We start from the raw sequence: 15,040 nt of genomic DNA, 5'->3' as shown, positions 1-15,040 counted from the left end.
AAAATTTAATTTATTAATAATAAAGAATAATTACCTCTTTTTATTCGATTATAAATTCATAATCGACATGAAAAACATTTTTCTTTTTTTAACACTCTTAGTGTTATCAGTCAGTGCTAATGCACAACAAAATCAAAAAGTACAAGATTCAACTAAAACAGAAAAACTAGACGAAGTTTTAGTAAAAGCAGTTAGAGTAGATGCTGATTCTCCAATTACGCATTCAAACGTTTCTAAAGAGGAACTTGCAAAACGAAATTTAGGGCAGGATATTCCTATCCTTTTAAATTATTTGCCTTCTATAGTAACTACTAGTGATGCTGGTGCTGGTATTGGTTACACAGGTATTCGTGTGCGTGGTATTAGTGGTGGTTCTACCAATGTTACCATAAATGGGATACCGTATAATGATGCTGAAAGTTTAGGTACGTTTTGGGTAAACTTACAAGACTTTTCATCATCAGTAGAAAACTTACAAGTGCAACGTGGAGTTGGGTCCTCTACAAATGGTGCAGGAGCTTTTGGTGCAAGTGTAAATATTCTTACCGATGCAGTATCAAAAGAAAGTTCTGGAGAAACGTCACATAGTTTTGGTAGTTTTAATACAAGACGCCACAATGTTAAATTTAGTACAGGACTATTAAATAATGCTGTTGAGATATCTGGACGCTTGTCTCAAATTAAATCTGATGGGTATATAGACAGAGCAACTTCAGATTTAAAAAGTTATTTTGTACAAGGAAGTTATGTAAACAATGGTACACTTATTAAAGCCATTGCCTTTGGAGGACAAGAAATTACATACCAATCTTGGTATGGTTTTAATGCAGTAGATGTAGCTGCCGTTGACGCAAATCCAAATATTGATAAAAATAGAAGATACAATATTAGTGGTATTCAACTGGATGATGATGGTAACTTTGAAGGGTTTTATGAAAACCAAGTAGATAACTATAAGCAAGACCATTACCAATTGCATTGGAACCAAAGATGGGACAATAGTTGGTCTACAAACCTGGGCTTAAACTATACCAACGGCCGTGGGTTTTTTGAAGAATATGTAGATAATTACTATTACTCTAACGTGTTTTTTGCATCAGATGCTACTTTTGATTTTTTAGGAAAAACACCAATAACGGTTAACGGAGAAACTATAGATTCTCAAGATTATATTAGAAGACGTTGGTTAGATAATAATTTTTACGTGCTAAACGCAAGTGTTAATTATAAGAATGAGCGTGTAAACTTTATTTCTGGTGTATCGTACAGTTCGTATCATGGTGATCATTTTGGAGAACTAATATGGGAGCAATATGCAAACGACAACAATTTTGGCGATAGGTATTATGATGGTGATGGCGATAAGTACGATTTTAGTACGTTTGCTAAAGTTACTTACCGTTTAAATGATGATTTAAGTTTGTATGGTGATTTGCAGTATAGAGCTGTAAATTATGATACAAGTGGTGTTAACTCTGATTTAGATGTGTTTGAAATTGATAAAGCGTATGGGTTTTTTAATCCAAAAATTGGATTTAACTATAGCCTTAATACAACTAGTGATGTATATTTCTCTTTTGCTAGAGCTAACAGAGAGCCAAGTAGAGGCGATTTTGAAAACAACGCAGATATAAAGCCAGAAGAACTTAATGATTTTGAGTTAGGTTGGAGGTATCAAAATAATAACGTTGGTATTAATGCCAATGCGTATTATATGGCGTATAACGAGCAGTTAGTAGCCACAGGTGCTTTAGATAATTCTGGAGCACAAATTAGAGACAATACTGGAGAAAGTTACCGTTTGGGTTTAGAAGTAGAGGCTAATATTGTACTTGGCGATGTAACATTGCAACCTAATTTTACACTTAGTTCTAATAAAAACAGAGAAACATTTTTTAAACGAGATGGTGTGTTACAAAATTTAGGAGAGACCAATATAGCATTTTCACCAAATCTTGTTGCTGCAAACGCCCTAACGTATAATGTTGCGCCTAACTTTGCGGTAGCATTTTTAAGTAAATATGTAGGTGAGCAGTATATGGGGAATATTGATGCTGAGTCTTCTAAGTTAGATAGTTATTTTGTTAACGACTTAAATTTGGTGTATGAGATTAAGCCAAAATCCATATTCAAATCTATAGTATTAACAGGATTGGTAAATAATATTTTTGGAGAAAGATATATTTCAAATGGTTTCTTTTTTACGTTTGATGATGATTTTTCTAACCCTGGAACTGTAACAACTATTGAAGGATCTGGTTTTTATCCACAAGCAACTACTAATTTTTTAGTAGGAGCAACATTGAAATTCTAAAGAAGTTATAAAAATTATAATTAAAAAAGTGTGGCTAGAATACTTAGTTACACTTTTTTAATTAAAAATAGTTAATAAACTACCATTTTTTTCTACACGATAATTTCTTAAAGAACATCTTAAACCATCATTACCTTCAATTGTTCCAGTAACAAAATTATAAGTGTTACCATCATTACAACCACAAGTTCCATTAAGTCCAGATGGAATAAGTGCAGAACATTCATTAGGGGTATGGTTTGGGTCGCTGGCATCCCAAGCAAAAAAATCAACACCAGTACTTGCTATAATAATACCAGCATTACCTTGGTTAGGTATATAAACGGAGTTGCCTGCAAAAGCTAATTGACTGTACTGTGGTAAGTTTAAATCGATAGTTAAGTTTACCCCAATATCAAGTAAAAACCTACAGTTTCTATCATCATTGGAATTACCACTACAAGAAATTAAAAACAAAAATAATAGGAAACTAAATAACGATTTCATAAGCAAAAAAATTGAAACGCAATTTACGATAAAAAGTAAATCAGCTTAAAAATTTGATTATATATGTAACTAAAATTTTGTATTTTTGTTGTACAATCTCGTGCAAACGGGATTTTTTTATTTGCTGAATACTTTAAGAGGTTTGTTTTGGAGTTATCAGCATCTTTTAATTAACTAAATGATGAAGATATGAGTAAAGTATCATACTATACACCTGAAGGACTAAAAAAGTTAAGAGACGAATTACAACAGCTTAAAGATGTTGAACGTGTAAAAGCTTCAAAGGCGATAGCTGAAGCCAGAGATAAAGGCGACCTAAGTGAAAATGCAGAGTATGATGCAGCTAAAGAAGCACAAGGGATGCTAGAGATGCGTATTTCTAAATTAGAAGAAGCATTAGCAGGGGCTAGAATTATAGATGAATCTCAGTTAGATACATCTAAAGCTTTGGTGCTTTCTAAAGTGAAAATAAAAAATCAAACCAATGGTATGGAAATGACATACACTTTGGTTGCCGATGGCGAAGCAGATTTAGCATCGGGAAAAATATCGGTTAACTCTCCAATAGGTAAAGGCTTACTAGGAAAGTCTGTAGGCGACGTTGCAGAAATACAAGTACCGAATGGTGTTATGAAGTTTGATGTTATTGAAATTTCAAGATAAATATGGCATCTATTTTTACAAAAATAGTCAACGGAAAATTACCCTGCTACAAGATAGCAGAGACTGATCAGTTTCTAGCTTTTCTTGATGTTAACCCCAATACTAAAGGGCATACACTCTGTATTCCGAAAAAGGAAGTTGATAAAATTTTTGATTTAGATGAAGCCACTTATAATGGATTAATGCAGTTTTCTAGAACTGTTGCAATAGCTTTAAAAAAAGCAGTGCCATGTGAACGTATTGGAATAAGTGTTATTGGTTTAGAGGTGCCTCATGCGCACGTACATTTAATTCCTTTGCACTCTATGGACGATGCACGATTTATAAAAAAAACCAAATTGAGTACTGAAGAATTTCAAGAACTAGCAGAGGATATCAAAGCTCAGCTATAATTCTACAAAGTAAATTAAAGTTAATATCAAGGTTAACAGAACAAAAGCGGATATTATAGCAACCCAAGATGCTTTTTTAATATACGTTGATGCTTTTTTGGGAGTGAATGCCTTCTTTTGGTATTCAAAAACACGATCAATATCATCAGTCCACTGCACAGGGTAAATTATAGAGTTACATTTTAAACAAATAATTTCATGACTAATTTCCGAAGTAATTGACTTATAAAACTTAGTGTCTTTTATTTTTTGTCTAAAAGTTAAGCGTAAACCACTATTATCATAGCATTCAGGGCAGTTATTTTTTAAAGCTACTTCTTTAGCATCAATGAGTTTTTCAGCCATAGGTATGAGAGTTTAATTCGCTCGTTTTAAACTTACTTGTATAGTGCTTCCTTTTCCTTTTTCAGATTGTAAAACTTTAATTTTTCCGTCATGAAAATCTTCTATAATGCGCTTGGTTAGTGACAAACCTAAGCCCCAACCACGCTTTTTTGTGGTGAAACCAGGCTCAAAAATTTTATTAAAATTCTTTTTAGAAATGCCTTTTCCAGTATCTGTAATACTTACTTTAACATCATTTTCAAGCTGAGATATTTCAACGGTAAGTTTACCTCTCCCTTTCATGGCATCAATAGCATTTTTTACTAAATTTTCAATAGTCCAACTATAGAGTTGTTTATTAAGATTTACAGGGATTTCACCTTTCGGTGTTTTTATATCAAAATCAATAAGTTTTGATGATCTTGATTTTAAATAATCATAAGATTCAATAGTTTCTTTTATAATATCCGTTTTCTCAAGAGTTGGTAAAGAACCTATTTTACTAAATCGTTCAGCAATAGTACTTAAACGACTAACATCTTTTTCCATTTCAGAAATGTAATCAGGATTAACATTCTCAGTTTTTAACAGTTCGGTCCAACCAATTAATGAAGATAATGGCGTCCCGATTTGATGCGCAGTTTCTTTGGCCATACCAGACCATAGTTTATTTTGAGTCGCATTTTTATTACTACTATAGAAGAAGAAAATTACGGCACCAAAAAGCACAACTATAAGTATTAAAGCTAAAGGGTAATATTTTAGTTTGTTAAGTAATGGTGAGTTGCCGTAGTAGATGGTTGAGTAAGTTTTTCCTTGGTATTTTATATCAATTGGAGAATTTTCACTTTTAAATTTATCAATAAGCCTTTTTAAGTATTTTGGGTTTCCTATTTTGGTTGTGTCGATATTATTGGAGCTACTAAGGTTACCCTCTTTATCAATAACAATCATAGGAGTTGTTGTATTGCTATTTAAAATTTGCAGTGTAAGATTTAAGTTGGTATTTGTATCAGAATTCACAAATTCTGTTTGTGCAAAAGACCAATTTTCCATCTTATTACGTTCCTCATCTTTAAAATGCTGAAAAAATTCGAAAGTTTTCCATAAAATGAGAGAGACAATAGCAAAAGATGCTATTATAATAATCCAACGAAATGCATTGCTATGTTTTGTGAAAATCATTAACAATAAAATTTGATTTGTAATATAATGCAAATCTGTTAATATTATTGTTCAAGTTGTTAGTAAATCATTTTTTAGTTGAACATCAGATTAGTTACATTTCCTATTATGGTTAATATTATTAAATTGTTGACAGAGGTAAGCTAATGTTGAAAACTAGTTTAAGTTTTAAGTTTTTTTTTGATTAGCTTTGTTGAAACTTATAAAAGGTAGATGCGTTCAATAGATCCAAAAAGCTTATCAACCAGCCAATTGCATGGTTATTTGTTGAGTGCTGTGGCACCAAGACCAATAGCTTTTGCAAGCACTGTTGATGCCGATGGAAAACCGAATTTATCACCATTTAGTTTTTTCAATGTGTTTAGTGCTAACCCACCAATCATGATTTTCTCTCCTGCTAGACGTGTGAGGGATAATACAACAAAACATACTTTGGAAAATGCCCAAGCAACCAAAGAAGTGGTTATTAATGTTGTGACTTATGATATGGTTCATCAAATGTCTCTAAGTAGTACGGAGTACCCTGAAGGTGTAAATGAATTTGAAAAAGCAGGTTTAACAATGGTTAAATCTGATCTTGTAAAACCTTTTAGAATTGGAGAAGCCCCAGTTCAATTTGAATGTAAGATAAGTGAAATTATAAGTTTAGGAACCGAAGGAGGTGCAGGAAATTTGATTATATGTGAGGTAGTTAAGCTGCATATTGATGAGGAGGTGCTCGATGAAGATGAATCTATTAATCAGAAAAAATTGGATTTAGTTGCTAGAGCTGGCGGAAGCTATTATAGTCGCGCTAAAGACGGTTTTTTTGAAATACCAAAACCGCTTTCAGTGCAGGGTATTGGTGTTGATAGTTTTCCAGACCATGTTAAAAATAGTATGATTTTAACAGGAAATAATTTAGGAATGTTAGGCAATGTAGAAGCACTTCCAACAGATGAAAGTGTAAACGCTTTTATAAAAGAAGTTGGTGCACGTTATCCAAATATAAAAGCAGCAACGCATAGAGAGAAACATAAATTAGCACGAAATTATCTTAGTTTTGGAGATGTTGAAAGTGCTTGGAAAATATTGTTATCATAACAGTGTTATTATAAATTAGACGAATATTTAATAATTATATATAAAAATGGAAGTTCAAGGAAGAATTAAAATGATTGGAGAAACTCAAACTTTTGGAAGTAATGGGTTTAGAAAAAGAGAAATTGTAGTTACTACAGAAGAGCAATATCCTCAGCATATTATGGTGGAGTTTGTACAAGATAAAACGGATTTATTAAACAATTACCAAGCAGGGCAACAAGTTAAAATTAACATCAACTTACGTGGTAGAGAATGGGTTAACCCACAGGGAGAAACTAAATATTTCAATTCTATTCAAGGTTGGAGAATTGAGGCATTACAATCTGAGTCAGCTGCAGGAAATGTACCTCCAGTGCCACCAGCAGACGCTTTTGAGCCTGCAGGAGATTTAAAAGAAGAAGATCACGACGATTTACCGTTCTAAATAATTTTGTCATTCCTGGAAAAGCAGGAATCTTACAAATAATACCTTAGCATTTCAATAATGTTAAGGTATTTTTGTTTTATATTTTTTTGAAAAATTAAACATGCAATACTTAAACGAAGATATTTGGTTTCCTAATGTTAATAGAGCTAGTCCTGAGGGCGTATTAGCTATTGGGGGAGATTTATCCGTTGAACGTTTATTCTTAGCTTATAAAACGGGTATTTTTCCTTGGTTTGAAACTGATGAGCCTATTTTGTGGTGGTCTCCAGATCCGCGCTTTGTATTATTTCCTAATAAATTGAAAGTATCGAAAAGTATGAGGCAGGTTTTACGAAACAAGAATTATGAAGTAACGATAAATAAAAACTTTAGAGCAGTAATTACAGAATGTGCTTTGTTAAAGAGAAGCGGACAAGAAAGCACATGGATTACAAATAGCATGATTGAAGCTTATATTAACCTTTACGAATTAGGTTATGCGAAATCTGTAGAAGTTTGGAATAAAGATAATCTAGTTGCAGGATTATATGGAGTTGACTTGGGTAATGGTGTGTTTTGTGGCGAAAGTATGTTTACAAAAGAAAATAATGCCAGCAAGGTTGGATTTATTACATTTATTAAAAACACAAATTATAAACTTATAGATTGTCAAGTCTACACGAATCATTTAGCTAGTTTAGGGGCTGAAGACATATCTAGAGAAGATTTCTTAAAGTATTTATGAGGTGTATTTTGACCCTACAAAATCTTTTAAATCTTTAAAATAGCTGAAGTTAAAACAAATAAAGAGTTTTTAGCTACTAAATTAAAAGCTTCTAAGCGGTGTTCTATACCTGTTTGAAGTTTTAGTTTCTCATTGATTTGCCAACCTATTTGAGAGGATAACCTAATATCTGTTTCTGGGTTATCAGGTTTACTTAAACTTAACAAACCTTCAAGAGTACTAACTAAATACGTTTCACCAATATCAAGTTTTTCGCCATTTAAAGGAAAATCAACAGCAAAACGATAACGTTGTCTATATATGGTTTTAGTATCTAGAATACGTTGCTCTGTTCGAAAACGATGACCGTAACGCACCCCCAGAGTTTGTTTAATATAGTTGTATTGCTGGGTAAATCGTGTTTCGTTACTACCTGTTTCAAACCAATCTCTGTTTCTATAATAAATTCCAAAACTAAGCTTATGGTAGTAATTTAATTTAAACGTTGAAAAGTGATAAACATCAACCTGCTGTTGTTGGTATTGTAAACCATCATCATTATATAGCACGTAACGACTTCTAAAGGCAAAATTCATGCTATACGTATTAGATACTTTATGGTTTAAGGATAATGCAGATTCGCCTAGAGAAGAGAAATTATTCTGCGCTTTTATGGCAAAACCTTGAAATAATAATAATACTATGAAGCATAAGTTTTTAATATAAGGCATGTTCATAGGAAGATGTCATTACTTGTCTTGATTTTTCAAATTTACCGTGTCTGTCAAATGTAAATTCTCTTAATTCATGTGCTTTTTTAGTTTTTATTTCAGCAATAATTTCAAAATGGGTGTGCTTATTATAAGGCTTTTCAAGAATATGCTGTATAAATTGTTTATCAGTATTTGTAGTAGTGTTAACATACTGCTTTTGAATTTTTACTAGAATTGTTTTTTTAAAATTATCCTGAAAATAGTCCCAAATAATCGTTTTTGCTTTTTTAGGAATGTATTTTTTTTTGATAACTACCTCAATATCTTCAAGGTTTCCTAGAGTATCAAACTCAACACTGTAATGTTCTCGTTTGTATTTAAACTTTACTTCATAACTTTTTTTGTTTCCATCAATTTCACGGTAAAATTTTAAATATTTCACATCTTGAGAAATCGTATTAAAATAAGTTCTGGTTTTTTCAGGAAATTCAGATGCAGGAATACGTTCTTCCTTTTCTTTTTTTACTTGAGAATATGAGAAAGAGACGCATAAAAAGAATAATAAAAAGCTATACTTCCTCATATCTAAAACAATTAACCTCATGGTCATTTACCATACCTGTTGCTTGCATGTGCGCATATACAACCGTTGAGCCTACAAATTTAAAACCTCGCTTTTTTAAATCTTTACTTATGGTATCACTTATAGATGTATTCGCTGGGGCATTTCGATAGTCTTTAAGCGTGTTTTTAATAGGTTTTCCATCAACAAAATTCCAAATATACTTACTAAAACTATCAAACTCTTCTTGGACTTTCATGAAAGCTTGAGCATTAGTAACTGTTGCATTAACTTTCAATTTATTTCTTATAATTCCAGCATCTTGTAATAAAGCATCAATTTTATTTTGTTGGTAATTGGCTATTTTTTTATAGTCGAAATTATCAAAAGCGTTTCTGAAGTTTTCACGTTTACGTAAAACTGTAATCCAACTCAATCCAGCTTGGAAAGTTTCTAAAATTAAAAATTCAAAAAGGGTGTCATCATCATAAACAGGGACGCCCCATTCATTATCGTGATAAGCTTCATATAAATCATCACCTTCACACCAGCCACATCTGAGTTTTTTTGACATAAAATAAATTTGATTTGAAAAGATTTAAAATTAGGCTTTTTACCAACATTAAAAAAATGTGATTGTTGAAAATTCAGTAAACTATAGAATCATCAATGCAACAAAGGTTACCTTCCATAAGTAAGAATAATTGTTATTTTGTTATTTAATAGTAAGGATTAATTGTGAAATAAGACCAATTAGAAGTCAATAATAAAAACAATATGATACACCCAACAATAAAAGAGAGTTTAGCTAAAAGTATTAGTTATGATACTTACAAAAATTTAGTTAATGAATTAGCAGATACTGAAGGAACTACTGGTTTGGAGCAGACAGAAGCTTTAATAAATTATACAAAGTTAAACGCTCGCCGTATGAAGCGTTGGGATAAAACGTTAAAAATTTCAGATGATAATAAAAAAAAGGTCTTGGAATTTAATCATTCAATTACGTGGTTAATTATTACAGAGAGTTGGTGTGGAGATGCTGCTCATGTTATACCTGTTTTAAATAAATTAGCTGAATTGAATGATAATATCGACTTAAAAATTGTACTCAGAGATGAAAATTTAGAGTTAATGGACATGTTTTTGACTAATGGAGGAAGAGCTATTGCAAAATTAATTATGATTGATAATGAGAGTGGTGAGGTTCTCAATACTTTCGGACCAAGACCATCAGAAGCAACGACTTTGGTAAATAATTACAAAGCTGAGCATGGTAAATTAACACCTGAGTTTAAGGAAGATTTACAAGTGTGGTATAATAAAAATAAAGGTCAAAATATCATTCATGATGCTGTGAAGTTGTTATGTGATTTTCAACCAGCAATTTGCGTTTAAATATTTTTAATCTTTAAGTTTTTGGTAAACATGACAAATGTCAGCATAAATAGAGGTCTAACCCTCTAACTTTGTGCATGGTATAAAAATATTGTCATGGAAACTATTATTGAATCGGGTTTACACAATAGTATGTCTTATGAGGCATACAGAGCTTTGGTTAATGAGCTTGTAAAAAATAGTTCTACAACTGGTAGCAATAAATCTCAAGCTTTTATTAGTTATACGAAACTTAATAATAGGCGCATGAAGCGTTGGGATAAAACGCTTAAAATATCAAATGTTATTAGAAAGGCTGTTGAAGCTTTTGATTCTAAATTAACTTGGTTAGTTATTACTGAAAGCTGGTGTGGTGATGCGGCTCATATCCTTCCTGTTTTTAATAAAATTTCAGAATTAAACCCAAACATAAACTTTAGGGTTGTGTTAAGAGATGAAAATGATGAATTAATGAGTGCCTTTTTAACCAATGGAAATAAGGCAATACCTAAATTAATTATTATAGATTCAGATACTAATAAAGTTTTAACAACTTACGGGCCAAGACCCAGTGAAGCTTCAAGTTACGTGAATAGGTTTAAAGTGAAGTATGGTGCTTTAACAATAGATTTTAAAGAAGATTTGCAACATTGGTACAATAGTAATAAAGGGCAAAACATAATGGGTGATATTTTAGAAATACTGAATAAATTACAGCCATCTATCGCTTACCAATAAAATAAAAAGTAATAGAGCCTATTTGAGTCTCTTTTGAAGCATCACTGCTAAACTGAGATTGTTTAGCATAATCTAAAGCATGTTCAATTAAACATTCATTTCTTGATGTAGAAGATGTATTTACGTATGCATCAATAACATTACCCTTAGAATTCACAGTAATATTTACAACTATTTTACCATCAATTTCGCATAAATAAACAGGAATAGGGATATGGATTTTTGACCTGTTTGTTAGAGAAAATCGAATTGAACTTTTAGAATTAACGCCATCAGACTGCTGCTTTTTCAATACATCATTCACTTTACTAAATTTTGAAAGTTCCTCTCTATTTAGTTTTGAATCATCAGGAATATCATAAACTTTTTTTGCTATTTGACTTTCTGAAGCATTTGTAGATCTAGGTACATAATCTTCTGGCGGTGCAATCGTTTTATATGCTTGGGCAAAATGTTTGTTTTGGTTTGCTTCATTAAAAGCTTTATTTGTTTCAGCTTTAGTATTGTTTAATTTATCTAAAGTTTCAAGAATCTTTATTTCTTCTTCGGTAAGCTCTTTTTCAGGCTCAATTTCATAATAACTTTCAGATATAAACTCACGCTGTTTTTTAAGACTTAAGTTAAAAACAGAGAGTACTACAGTTCCAGTAATTAGAAGTGTAATAAGTAGGGCTTTATGTTGATTATTGAGGCTCAATACGGTTTTTTAATGCTAAATCGTATTAATATATACGGCAAAATACGCTAAAAAGTTTAAAAAAGCATAAATTCTAGGAAAATAGAGATACTAGATAAGCCTTCTAATGCTCTGTAACCGAATCGTTTTCTTGTAAAATCTACACCCAAAAGTACAGATTTATTATAGTTGTCTCCATACATCTGCACACCCAAACCTAGTTTATACATATTGCCTTTTTGAAAATCTTTACTTACGCCTAAAAGTGTTCCGTAGCCAGCTCTCGCAAATATATTGCTGTCATCTACCACAAAATTATGGCGAAGGCTTAAATATGCAGGAGCAAAGTGTAAGCCTTGTTGTGAGTGCCAATTGTAACCAAGGTTTAAGCCAATAGAAGTGCGCATATCAAATTGATAGCCAAATGTATTGTTTATATATAGTGCACTCGGATTGATTAGTGATTCATCGCTATCATCAAAAGCTTGATATTCTTCATTGATTGTTAATGTGGTTGCCAGCGAGATTTTGTAAAACAAACCGTTGATGTTTTCAGATTCAACTTGTGAAAACATCATTTGTGAAGAAAAAAGCAGAAAGCTAATCAATGTGTATACTTGCTTCATGTTACATCTGGTTTTAGAAGCAAGTAAAGTATCAACAATTATTCCGAAGATAAGTTATCTATAAATTTTTCTATAGATAAGGCTTCTTTAACATCAAAATCTCCAATTTTTGTTCGTCTTAGTTTTGATAAATGTGCTCCAGAATTAAGTGCTTTTCCAAAATCGTTAGTTAAAGAGCGGATATATGTACCTTTACTGCAAACTACTCTAAACGCTATGTTTAATTCATCAACTTTAGTGATTTCAAATTCAGAAACAGATACCGTTCTAGGTTTTATTTCTACAGTTTCGCCAGCTCTGGCAAATTCGTATAATCGTTTCCCGTCTTTTTTTAATGCAGAAAACACTGGTGGATATTGTTGAATCTCTCCAATAAATTGTTTGGTAGTTTGATGGATTAATTCTTCTGAAATATGATCCGTTGGAAATGTTTTGTCAATTTCGGTTTCTAAATCAAATGAAGGTGTTGTGCTTCCTAAAACCAGAGTTCCTGTATATTCTTTTATCTGACCTTGAAAGGTATCTATTTGCTTAGTCATTTTTCCTGTACAAATAACTAATAAGCCAGTAGCTAAAGGGTCTAATGTGCCTGCATGCCCAACTTTTATTTTTTTTATGTTAAAAGCTTGACGGATTTCCCAACGCAGTTTATTTACCACTTGAAAAGAGGTCCAATTTAAAGGCTTATCAATAAGTAAAACTTGTCCGGAAAGATAATCGTCTTTGGTAAGCATATTAGTTGTTTAATAGTGCGAACCCAATAGCAATCAATCCAACAATAACACAATAAATAGCAAAATAAGTCAACTTGCTTTTTTTAACTAAAGCAATCATCCAAGTGCAAGCAAATAATCCTGCTACAAAAGCTGCAACAAAACCAATAGATAAAGCTGTGAAATTTCCAGAGTCATAAGTTAAATCACCACTCAATACATCTTTTGCAATTTTACCGAAAATTAAAGGTACAACCATTAAGAAAGAAAAACGAGCAGCTTTAGTTTTATCATTTCCTAATAAAACGGATGTTGAAATAGTAGCTCCAGAACGTGAAATTCCTGGTAACATGGCTATAGCTTGAGAGATACCAATAACAAAAGCATTTTTAAAAGATACTTTTTTATTGGTGTCTTTGGCTTTATCTGCTAAAAATAGTAGTAAAGCTGTAACAATAAGCATACATCCAACAAGTAAAATATTTCCTCCAAATAGCGCTTCTAATTGTTCTTCAAAAAATAAACCAACAATCACAGCAGGAACCATGGAAAGTGCAATTTTAGAAATGAACTGTAAATCGTCATTCCATTTAAACTTTAAAGCTCCTTTTATAAGATTTAATATATCTTTTCTAAAAACAACGATAGTACTAAGTGCTGTTGCAAAGTGAAGTACTACGGTAAATAATAAACTTTCTTCTGGAACAGAATTATCTCCAAGAATAGCTTTACCTAATTCTAAATGGCCACTAGATGAAACAGGGAGAAATTCTGTAAGTCCTTGAATGATACCTAAAATAATTGCGTCAATAATATCCATGGCGCAAAAATATCAAAATAGCAATACAAAAGCCTATTTAGGCTTTAAACTTTAGATAAATGAATTGTATTTTAGATGAATGAAACTAATTATTGCACCAGATAAATTTAAAAATTCACTTACAGGATTACAATTTTGTAACGCTGTTGAGGCTGGTATTAAGGCCGTAAAGCCTAATATTGATATTTTAAAACTTCCATTAGCGGATGGTGGTGATGGTACCTATGATGTAATAAATTACTATTTGCAAGGTGAAGTTGTTGAAGTTCATGTGAACGATCCGTTTTTTAGACCAGTTAAAGCTTCATATGTATTTGATGAGGTTTTAAAAACGGCTTTTATTGAAATGGCTGAAGCATCAGGGTTAAAACTTCTGAAAGACAAAGAGTTTGATTGCAAAAATGCCACAACTATAGGTACTGGTGAAATGATTGTGCACGCTATTGAAAAAGGAGCGGAAACGATTGTTTTAGGACTTGGTGGTAGCGCAACTAACGACTGTGGTGTAGGTATGGCAACTGCTTTGGGATATCATTTTTTAGACAAACAAAATAATCAAGTGCATCCTGTTGGAGCCAATTTACTAAATATTGAAACCATAGATATTTCACAAATACACCCAAAACTTGATAAAGTTAGTTTTAAAATAGCATGTGATGTTACAAACCCGCTGTATGGAAAAAATGGTGCAGCTTATACCTATGGAACTCAAAAAGGAGCGAATACTGATGATATTGTCATGTTGGATAATGGACTCCAACATATATCAAAATTATTAGAAAAGGTTTTTAAGGTAAATCCGCAATTAGTCAAGGGAGCAGGGGCAGCTGGAGGTATGGGTATAGCCTCAAAACTATTTTTAGGTGGTAATTTGTTTTCTGGTATTGAACTGATAAAGGATTTGATAGATTTCGATACCAAAATTGAAAATGCCAATTGGTTAATTACAGGTGAAGGTAAGCTCGATGTGCAAACACAGTCTGGTAAAACAATTCAGGGTGTATTGATTTCATCTCAAGCAAAAAAAATAAAGGTAGCAGTGTTTTGTGGTATTATTGATTTAGATGAAAATGCACTTAGAGATAGTGGTATACAATATGCCGATGCAGTTATTAATTATGCACAAGATTTAGATGATGCCAAGGCTAATGCTTTTTTGTATGTTAAAAATATGGCTGAAAAATTTGCAAAAAAACAACTGTAGTTTTAACAAGTAATCTTTGGTTTATTAGGCTTGA

The 15,040-nt window shown here is 31.9% G+C and carries 19 protein-coding genes; 9 read left to right on the top strand and 10 right to left on the bottom strand.

The window, feature by feature from the left end:
- The first annotated feature begins 67 nt into the window (after positions 1 to 67).
- Positions 68 to 2,314 (top strand): TonB-dependent receptor, encoded by a 2,247-nt coding sequence (locus Q0772_RS02895; protein ID WP_298340113.1) that lies wholly within the window; start codon positions 68 to 70, stop codon positions 2,312 to 2,314.
- Between the two features lie 57 nt (positions 2,315 to 2,371).
- Here the strand turns inward: Q0772_RS02895 and Q0772_RS02890 are convergent, their stop codons facing one another.
- Positions 2,372 to 2,800, bottom strand: a complete 429-nt coding sequence (locus tag Q0772_RS02890) for a hypothetical protein (RefSeq protein WP_298340110.1) — start codon at positions 2,798 to 2,800, stop codon at positions 2,372 to 2,374.
- Between the two features lie 189 nt (positions 2,801 to 2,989).
- Between Q0772_RS02890 and greA the strand changes: the two genes are divergently transcribed.
- Both greA and Q0772_RS02880 read left to right on the top strand, forming a co-directional pair.
- Complete coding sequence (gene greA / locus Q0772_RS02885; protein ID WP_298340106.1) at positions 2,990 to 3,463, top strand: transcription elongation factor GreA; 474 nt, start codon at positions 2,990 to 2,992, stop codon at positions 3,461 to 3,463.
- 2 nt (positions 3,464 to 3,465) lie between these two features.
- The gene (locus Q0772_RS02880) at positions 3,466 to 3,855 is read left to right on the top strand and encodes an HIT family protein (RefSeq protein WP_298340103.1); all 390 of its coding nucleotides are present in this window, start codon (positions 3,466 to 3,468) and stop codon (positions 3,853 to 3,855) included.
- On the opposite strand, the gene Q0772_RS02875 is transcribed toward Q0772_RS02880, so the two are convergent.
- Both Q0772_RS02875 and Q0772_RS02870 read right to left on the bottom strand, forming a co-directional pair.
- Entirely contained in the window at positions 3,850 to 4,200 is a 351-nt protein-coding gene (locus Q0772_RS02875) for a hypothetical protein (protein ID WP_298340099.1), read from the bottom strand. The genes Q0772_RS02880 and Q0772_RS02875 overlap by 6 nt on opposite strands.
- A gap of 12 nt (positions 4,201 to 4,212) precedes the next feature.
- Positions 4,213 to 5,364 (bottom strand): HAMP domain-containing sensor histidine kinase, encoded by a 1,152-nt coding sequence (locus Q0772_RS02870; RefSeq protein WP_298340096.1) that lies wholly within the window; start codon positions 5,362 to 5,364, stop codon positions 4,213 to 4,215.
- 213 nt (positions 5,365 to 5,577) lie between these two features.
- Between Q0772_RS02870 and Q0772_RS02865 the strand changes: the two genes are divergently transcribed.
- The 3 genes from Q0772_RS02865 to aat all read left to right on the top strand — a co-directional run bounded on the left by Q0772_RS02865 (position 5,578) and on the right by aat (position 7,598).
- Positions 5,578 to 6,447, top strand: coding sequence for a flavin reductase family protein (locus Q0772_RS02865; protein ID WP_298340093.1), 870 nt, complete (start codon positions 5,578 to 5,580; stop codon positions 6,445 to 6,447).
- Between the two features lie 46 nt (positions 6,448 to 6,493).
- The gene (locus Q0772_RS02860) at positions 6,494 to 6,871 is read left to right on the top strand and encodes a DUF3127 domain-containing protein (protein WP_298340090.1); all 378 of its coding nucleotides are present in this window, start codon (positions 6,494 to 6,496) and stop codon (positions 6,869 to 6,871) included.
- Between the two features lie 103 nt (positions 6,872 to 6,974).
- A complete protein-coding gene (gene aat, locus Q0772_RS02855) occupies positions 6,975 to 7,598 on the top strand; it encodes a leucyl/phenylalanyl-tRNA--protein transferase (RefSeq protein ID WP_298340087.1) in 624 nt (207 codons plus the stop codon).
- Between the two features lie 26 nt (positions 7,599 to 7,624).
- Here aat and Q0772_RS02850 read toward each other — a convergent pair whose 3' ends face one another.
- Genes Q0772_RS02850 through Q0772_RS02840 form a run of 3 tightly spaced genes read right to left on the bottom strand, consistent with a single transcriptional unit; the run spans position 7,625 to position 9,426 of the window.
- The gene (locus Q0772_RS02850; RefSeq protein ID WP_298340084.1) at positions 7,625 to 8,314 is read right to left on the bottom strand and encodes a DUF2490 domain-containing protein; all 690 of its coding nucleotides are present in this window, start codon (positions 8,312 to 8,314) and stop codon (positions 7,625 to 7,627) included.
- Positions 8,295 to 8,894 (bottom strand): hypothetical protein, encoded by a 600-nt coding sequence (locus Q0772_RS02845; protein ID WP_298340081.1) that lies wholly within the window; start codon positions 8,892 to 8,894, stop codon positions 8,295 to 8,297. Before Q0772_RS02845 ends, Q0772_RS02850 begins: the two co-directional genes overlap by 20 nt.
- Positions 8,860 to 9,426 (bottom strand): DNA-3-methyladenine glycosylase I, encoded by a 567-nt coding sequence (locus Q0772_RS02840; RefSeq protein ID WP_298340078.1) that lies wholly within the window; start codon positions 9,424 to 9,426, stop codon positions 8,860 to 8,862. The genes Q0772_RS02845 and Q0772_RS02840 overlap by 35 nt, the downstream gene beginning before the upstream one ends.
- Positions 9,427 to 9,629: 203 nt before the next feature.
- On the opposite strand from Q0772_RS02840, the gene Q0772_RS02835 reads away from it, so the two are divergent.
- The gene (locus Q0772_RS02835; RefSeq protein WP_298340075.1) at positions 9,630 to 10,250 is read left to right on the top strand and encodes a thioredoxin family protein; all 621 of its coding nucleotides are present in this window, start codon (positions 9,630 to 9,632) and stop codon (positions 10,248 to 10,250) included.
- 96 nt (positions 10,251 to 10,346) lie between these two features.
- Positions 10,347 to 10,967: a thioredoxin family protein gene (locus Q0772_RS02830; protein ID WP_298340072.1), complete on the top strand. Its 621-nt coding sequence runs from the start codon at positions 10,347 to 10,349 to the stop codon at positions 10,965 to 10,967.
- Here Q0772_RS02830 and Q0772_RS02825 read toward each other — a convergent pair.
- The 4 genes from Q0772_RS02825 to Q0772_RS02810 are packed head-to-tail and all read right to left on the bottom strand — an operon-like array spanning position 10,951 to position 13,802.
- A complete protein-coding gene (locus Q0772_RS02825) occupies positions 10,951 to 11,664 on the bottom strand; it encodes a hypothetical protein (protein ID WP_298340069.1) in 714 nt (237 codons plus the stop codon). The two genes, Q0772_RS02830 and Q0772_RS02825, sit on opposite strands and share 17 nt — an antisense overlap.
- A 56-nt stretch (positions 11,665 to 11,720) precedes the next feature.
- Positions 11,721 to 12,269, bottom strand: a complete 549-nt coding sequence (locus tag Q0772_RS02820) for a hypothetical protein (protein WP_298340063.1) — start codon at positions 12,267 to 12,269, stop codon at positions 11,721 to 11,723.
- A 38-nt stretch (positions 12,270 to 12,307) separates the two neighbouring features.
- On the bottom strand, positions 12,308 to 13,003 hold the full coding sequence (gene truB / locus Q0772_RS02815) for a tRNA pseudouridine(55) synthase TruB (RefSeq protein ID WP_298340061.1): 696 nt from the start codon (positions 13,001 to 13,003) through the stop codon (positions 12,308 to 12,310).
- Position 13,004: 1 nt separating this feature from the next.
- A complete protein-coding gene (locus tag Q0772_RS02810; RefSeq protein ID WP_298340058.1) occupies positions 13,005 to 13,802 on the bottom strand; it encodes an undecaprenyl-diphosphate phosphatase in 798 nt (265 codons plus the stop codon).
- 79 nt (positions 13,803 to 13,881) lie between these two features.
- Between Q0772_RS02810 and Q0772_RS02805 the strand changes: the two genes are divergently transcribed.
- Positions 13,882 to 15,006, top strand: coding sequence for a glycerate kinase (locus Q0772_RS02805; protein WP_298340056.1), 1,125 nt, complete (start codon positions 13,882 to 13,884; stop codon positions 15,004 to 15,006).
- The last annotated feature ends 34 nt before the right edge of the window (positions 15,007 to 15,040 follow it).

This window comes from uncultured Algibacter sp. (genome assembly GCF_947490405.1).
GTDB lineage: Bacteria > Bacteroidota > Bacteroidia > Flavobacteriales > Flavobacteriaceae > Algibacter_B.
Note: the sequence above shows the minus strand (reverse complement) of the source record. Positions and strands in the feature narration are given on the sequence as shown.

What these genes read in the sequence shown, in the direction of transcription:
- Q0772_RS02890 (WP_298340110.1), bottom strand. Translation starts at nt 2,800, where the DNA reads ATGAAATCGTTATTTAGTTTCCTATTATTTTTGTTTTTAATTTCTTGT.
- greA (WP_298340106.1), top strand. Translation starts at nt 2,990, where the DNA reads ATGAGTAAAGTATCATACTATACACCTGAAGGACTAAAAAAGTTAAGA.
- Q0772_RS02865 (WP_298340093.1), top strand. Translation starts at nt 5,578, where the DNA reads ATGCGTTCAATAGATCCAAAAAGCTTATCAACCAGCCAATTGCATGGT.
- Q0772_RS02805 (WP_298340056.1), top strand. Translation starts at nt 13,882, where the DNA reads ATGAAACTAATTATTGCACCAGATAAATTTAAAAATTCACTTACAGGA.
- aat (WP_298340087.1), top strand. Translation starts at nt 6,975, where the DNA reads ATGCAATACTTAAACGAAGATATTTGGTTTCCTAATGTTAATAGAGCT.
- Q0772_RS02880 (WP_298340103.1), top strand. Translation starts at nt 3,466, where the DNA reads ATGGCATCTATTTTTACAAAAATAGTCAACGGAAAATTACCCTGCTAC.
- Q0772_RS02840 (WP_298340078.1), bottom strand. Translation starts at nt 9,426, where the DNA reads ATGTCAAAAAAACTCAGATGTGGCTGGTGTGAAGGTGATGATTTATAT.
- Q0772_RS02835 (WP_298340075.1), top strand. Translation starts at nt 9,630, where the DNA reads ATGATACACCCAACAATAAAAGAGAGTTTAGCTAAAAGTATTAGTTAT.
- Q0772_RS02810 (WP_298340058.1), bottom strand. Translation starts at nt 13,802, where the DNA reads ATGGATATTATTGACGCAATTATTTTAGGTATCATTCAAGGACTTACA.
- Q0772_RS02820 (WP_298340063.1), bottom strand. Translation starts at nt 12,269, where the DNA reads ATGAAGCAAGTATACACATTGATTAGCTTTCTGCTTTTTTCTTCACAA.
- Q0772_RS02875 (WP_298340099.1), bottom strand. Translation starts at nt 4,200, where the DNA reads ATGGCTGAAAAACTCATTGATGCTAAAGAAGTAGCTTTAAAAAATAAC.
- Q0772_RS02830 (WP_298340072.1), top strand. Translation starts at nt 10,347, where the DNA reads ATGGAAACTATTATTGAATCGGGTTTACACAATAGTATGTCTTATGAG.
- truB (WP_298340061.1), bottom strand. Translation starts at nt 13,003, where the DNA reads ATGCTTACCAAAGACGATTATCTTTCCGGACAAGTTTTACTTATTGAT.
- Q0772_RS02870 (WP_298340096.1), bottom strand. Translation starts at nt 5,364, where the DNA reads ATGATTTTCACAAAACATAGCAATGCATTTCGTTGGATTATTATAATA.
- Q0772_RS02850 (WP_298340084.1), bottom strand. Translation starts at nt 8,314, where the DNA reads ATGAACATGCCTTATATTAAAAACTTATGCTTCATAGTATTATTATTA.
- Q0772_RS02845 (WP_298340081.1), bottom strand. Translation starts at nt 8,894, where the DNA reads ATGAGGTTAATTGTTTTAGATATGAGGAAGTATAGCTTTTTATTATTC.
- Q0772_RS02895 (WP_298340113.1), top strand. Translation starts at nt 68, where the DNA reads ATGAAAAACATTTTTCTTTTTTTAACACTCTTAGTGTTATCAGTCAGT.
- Q0772_RS02860 (WP_298340090.1), top strand. Translation starts at nt 6,494, where the DNA reads ATGGAAGTTCAAGGAAGAATTAAAATGATTGGAGAAACTCAAACTTTT.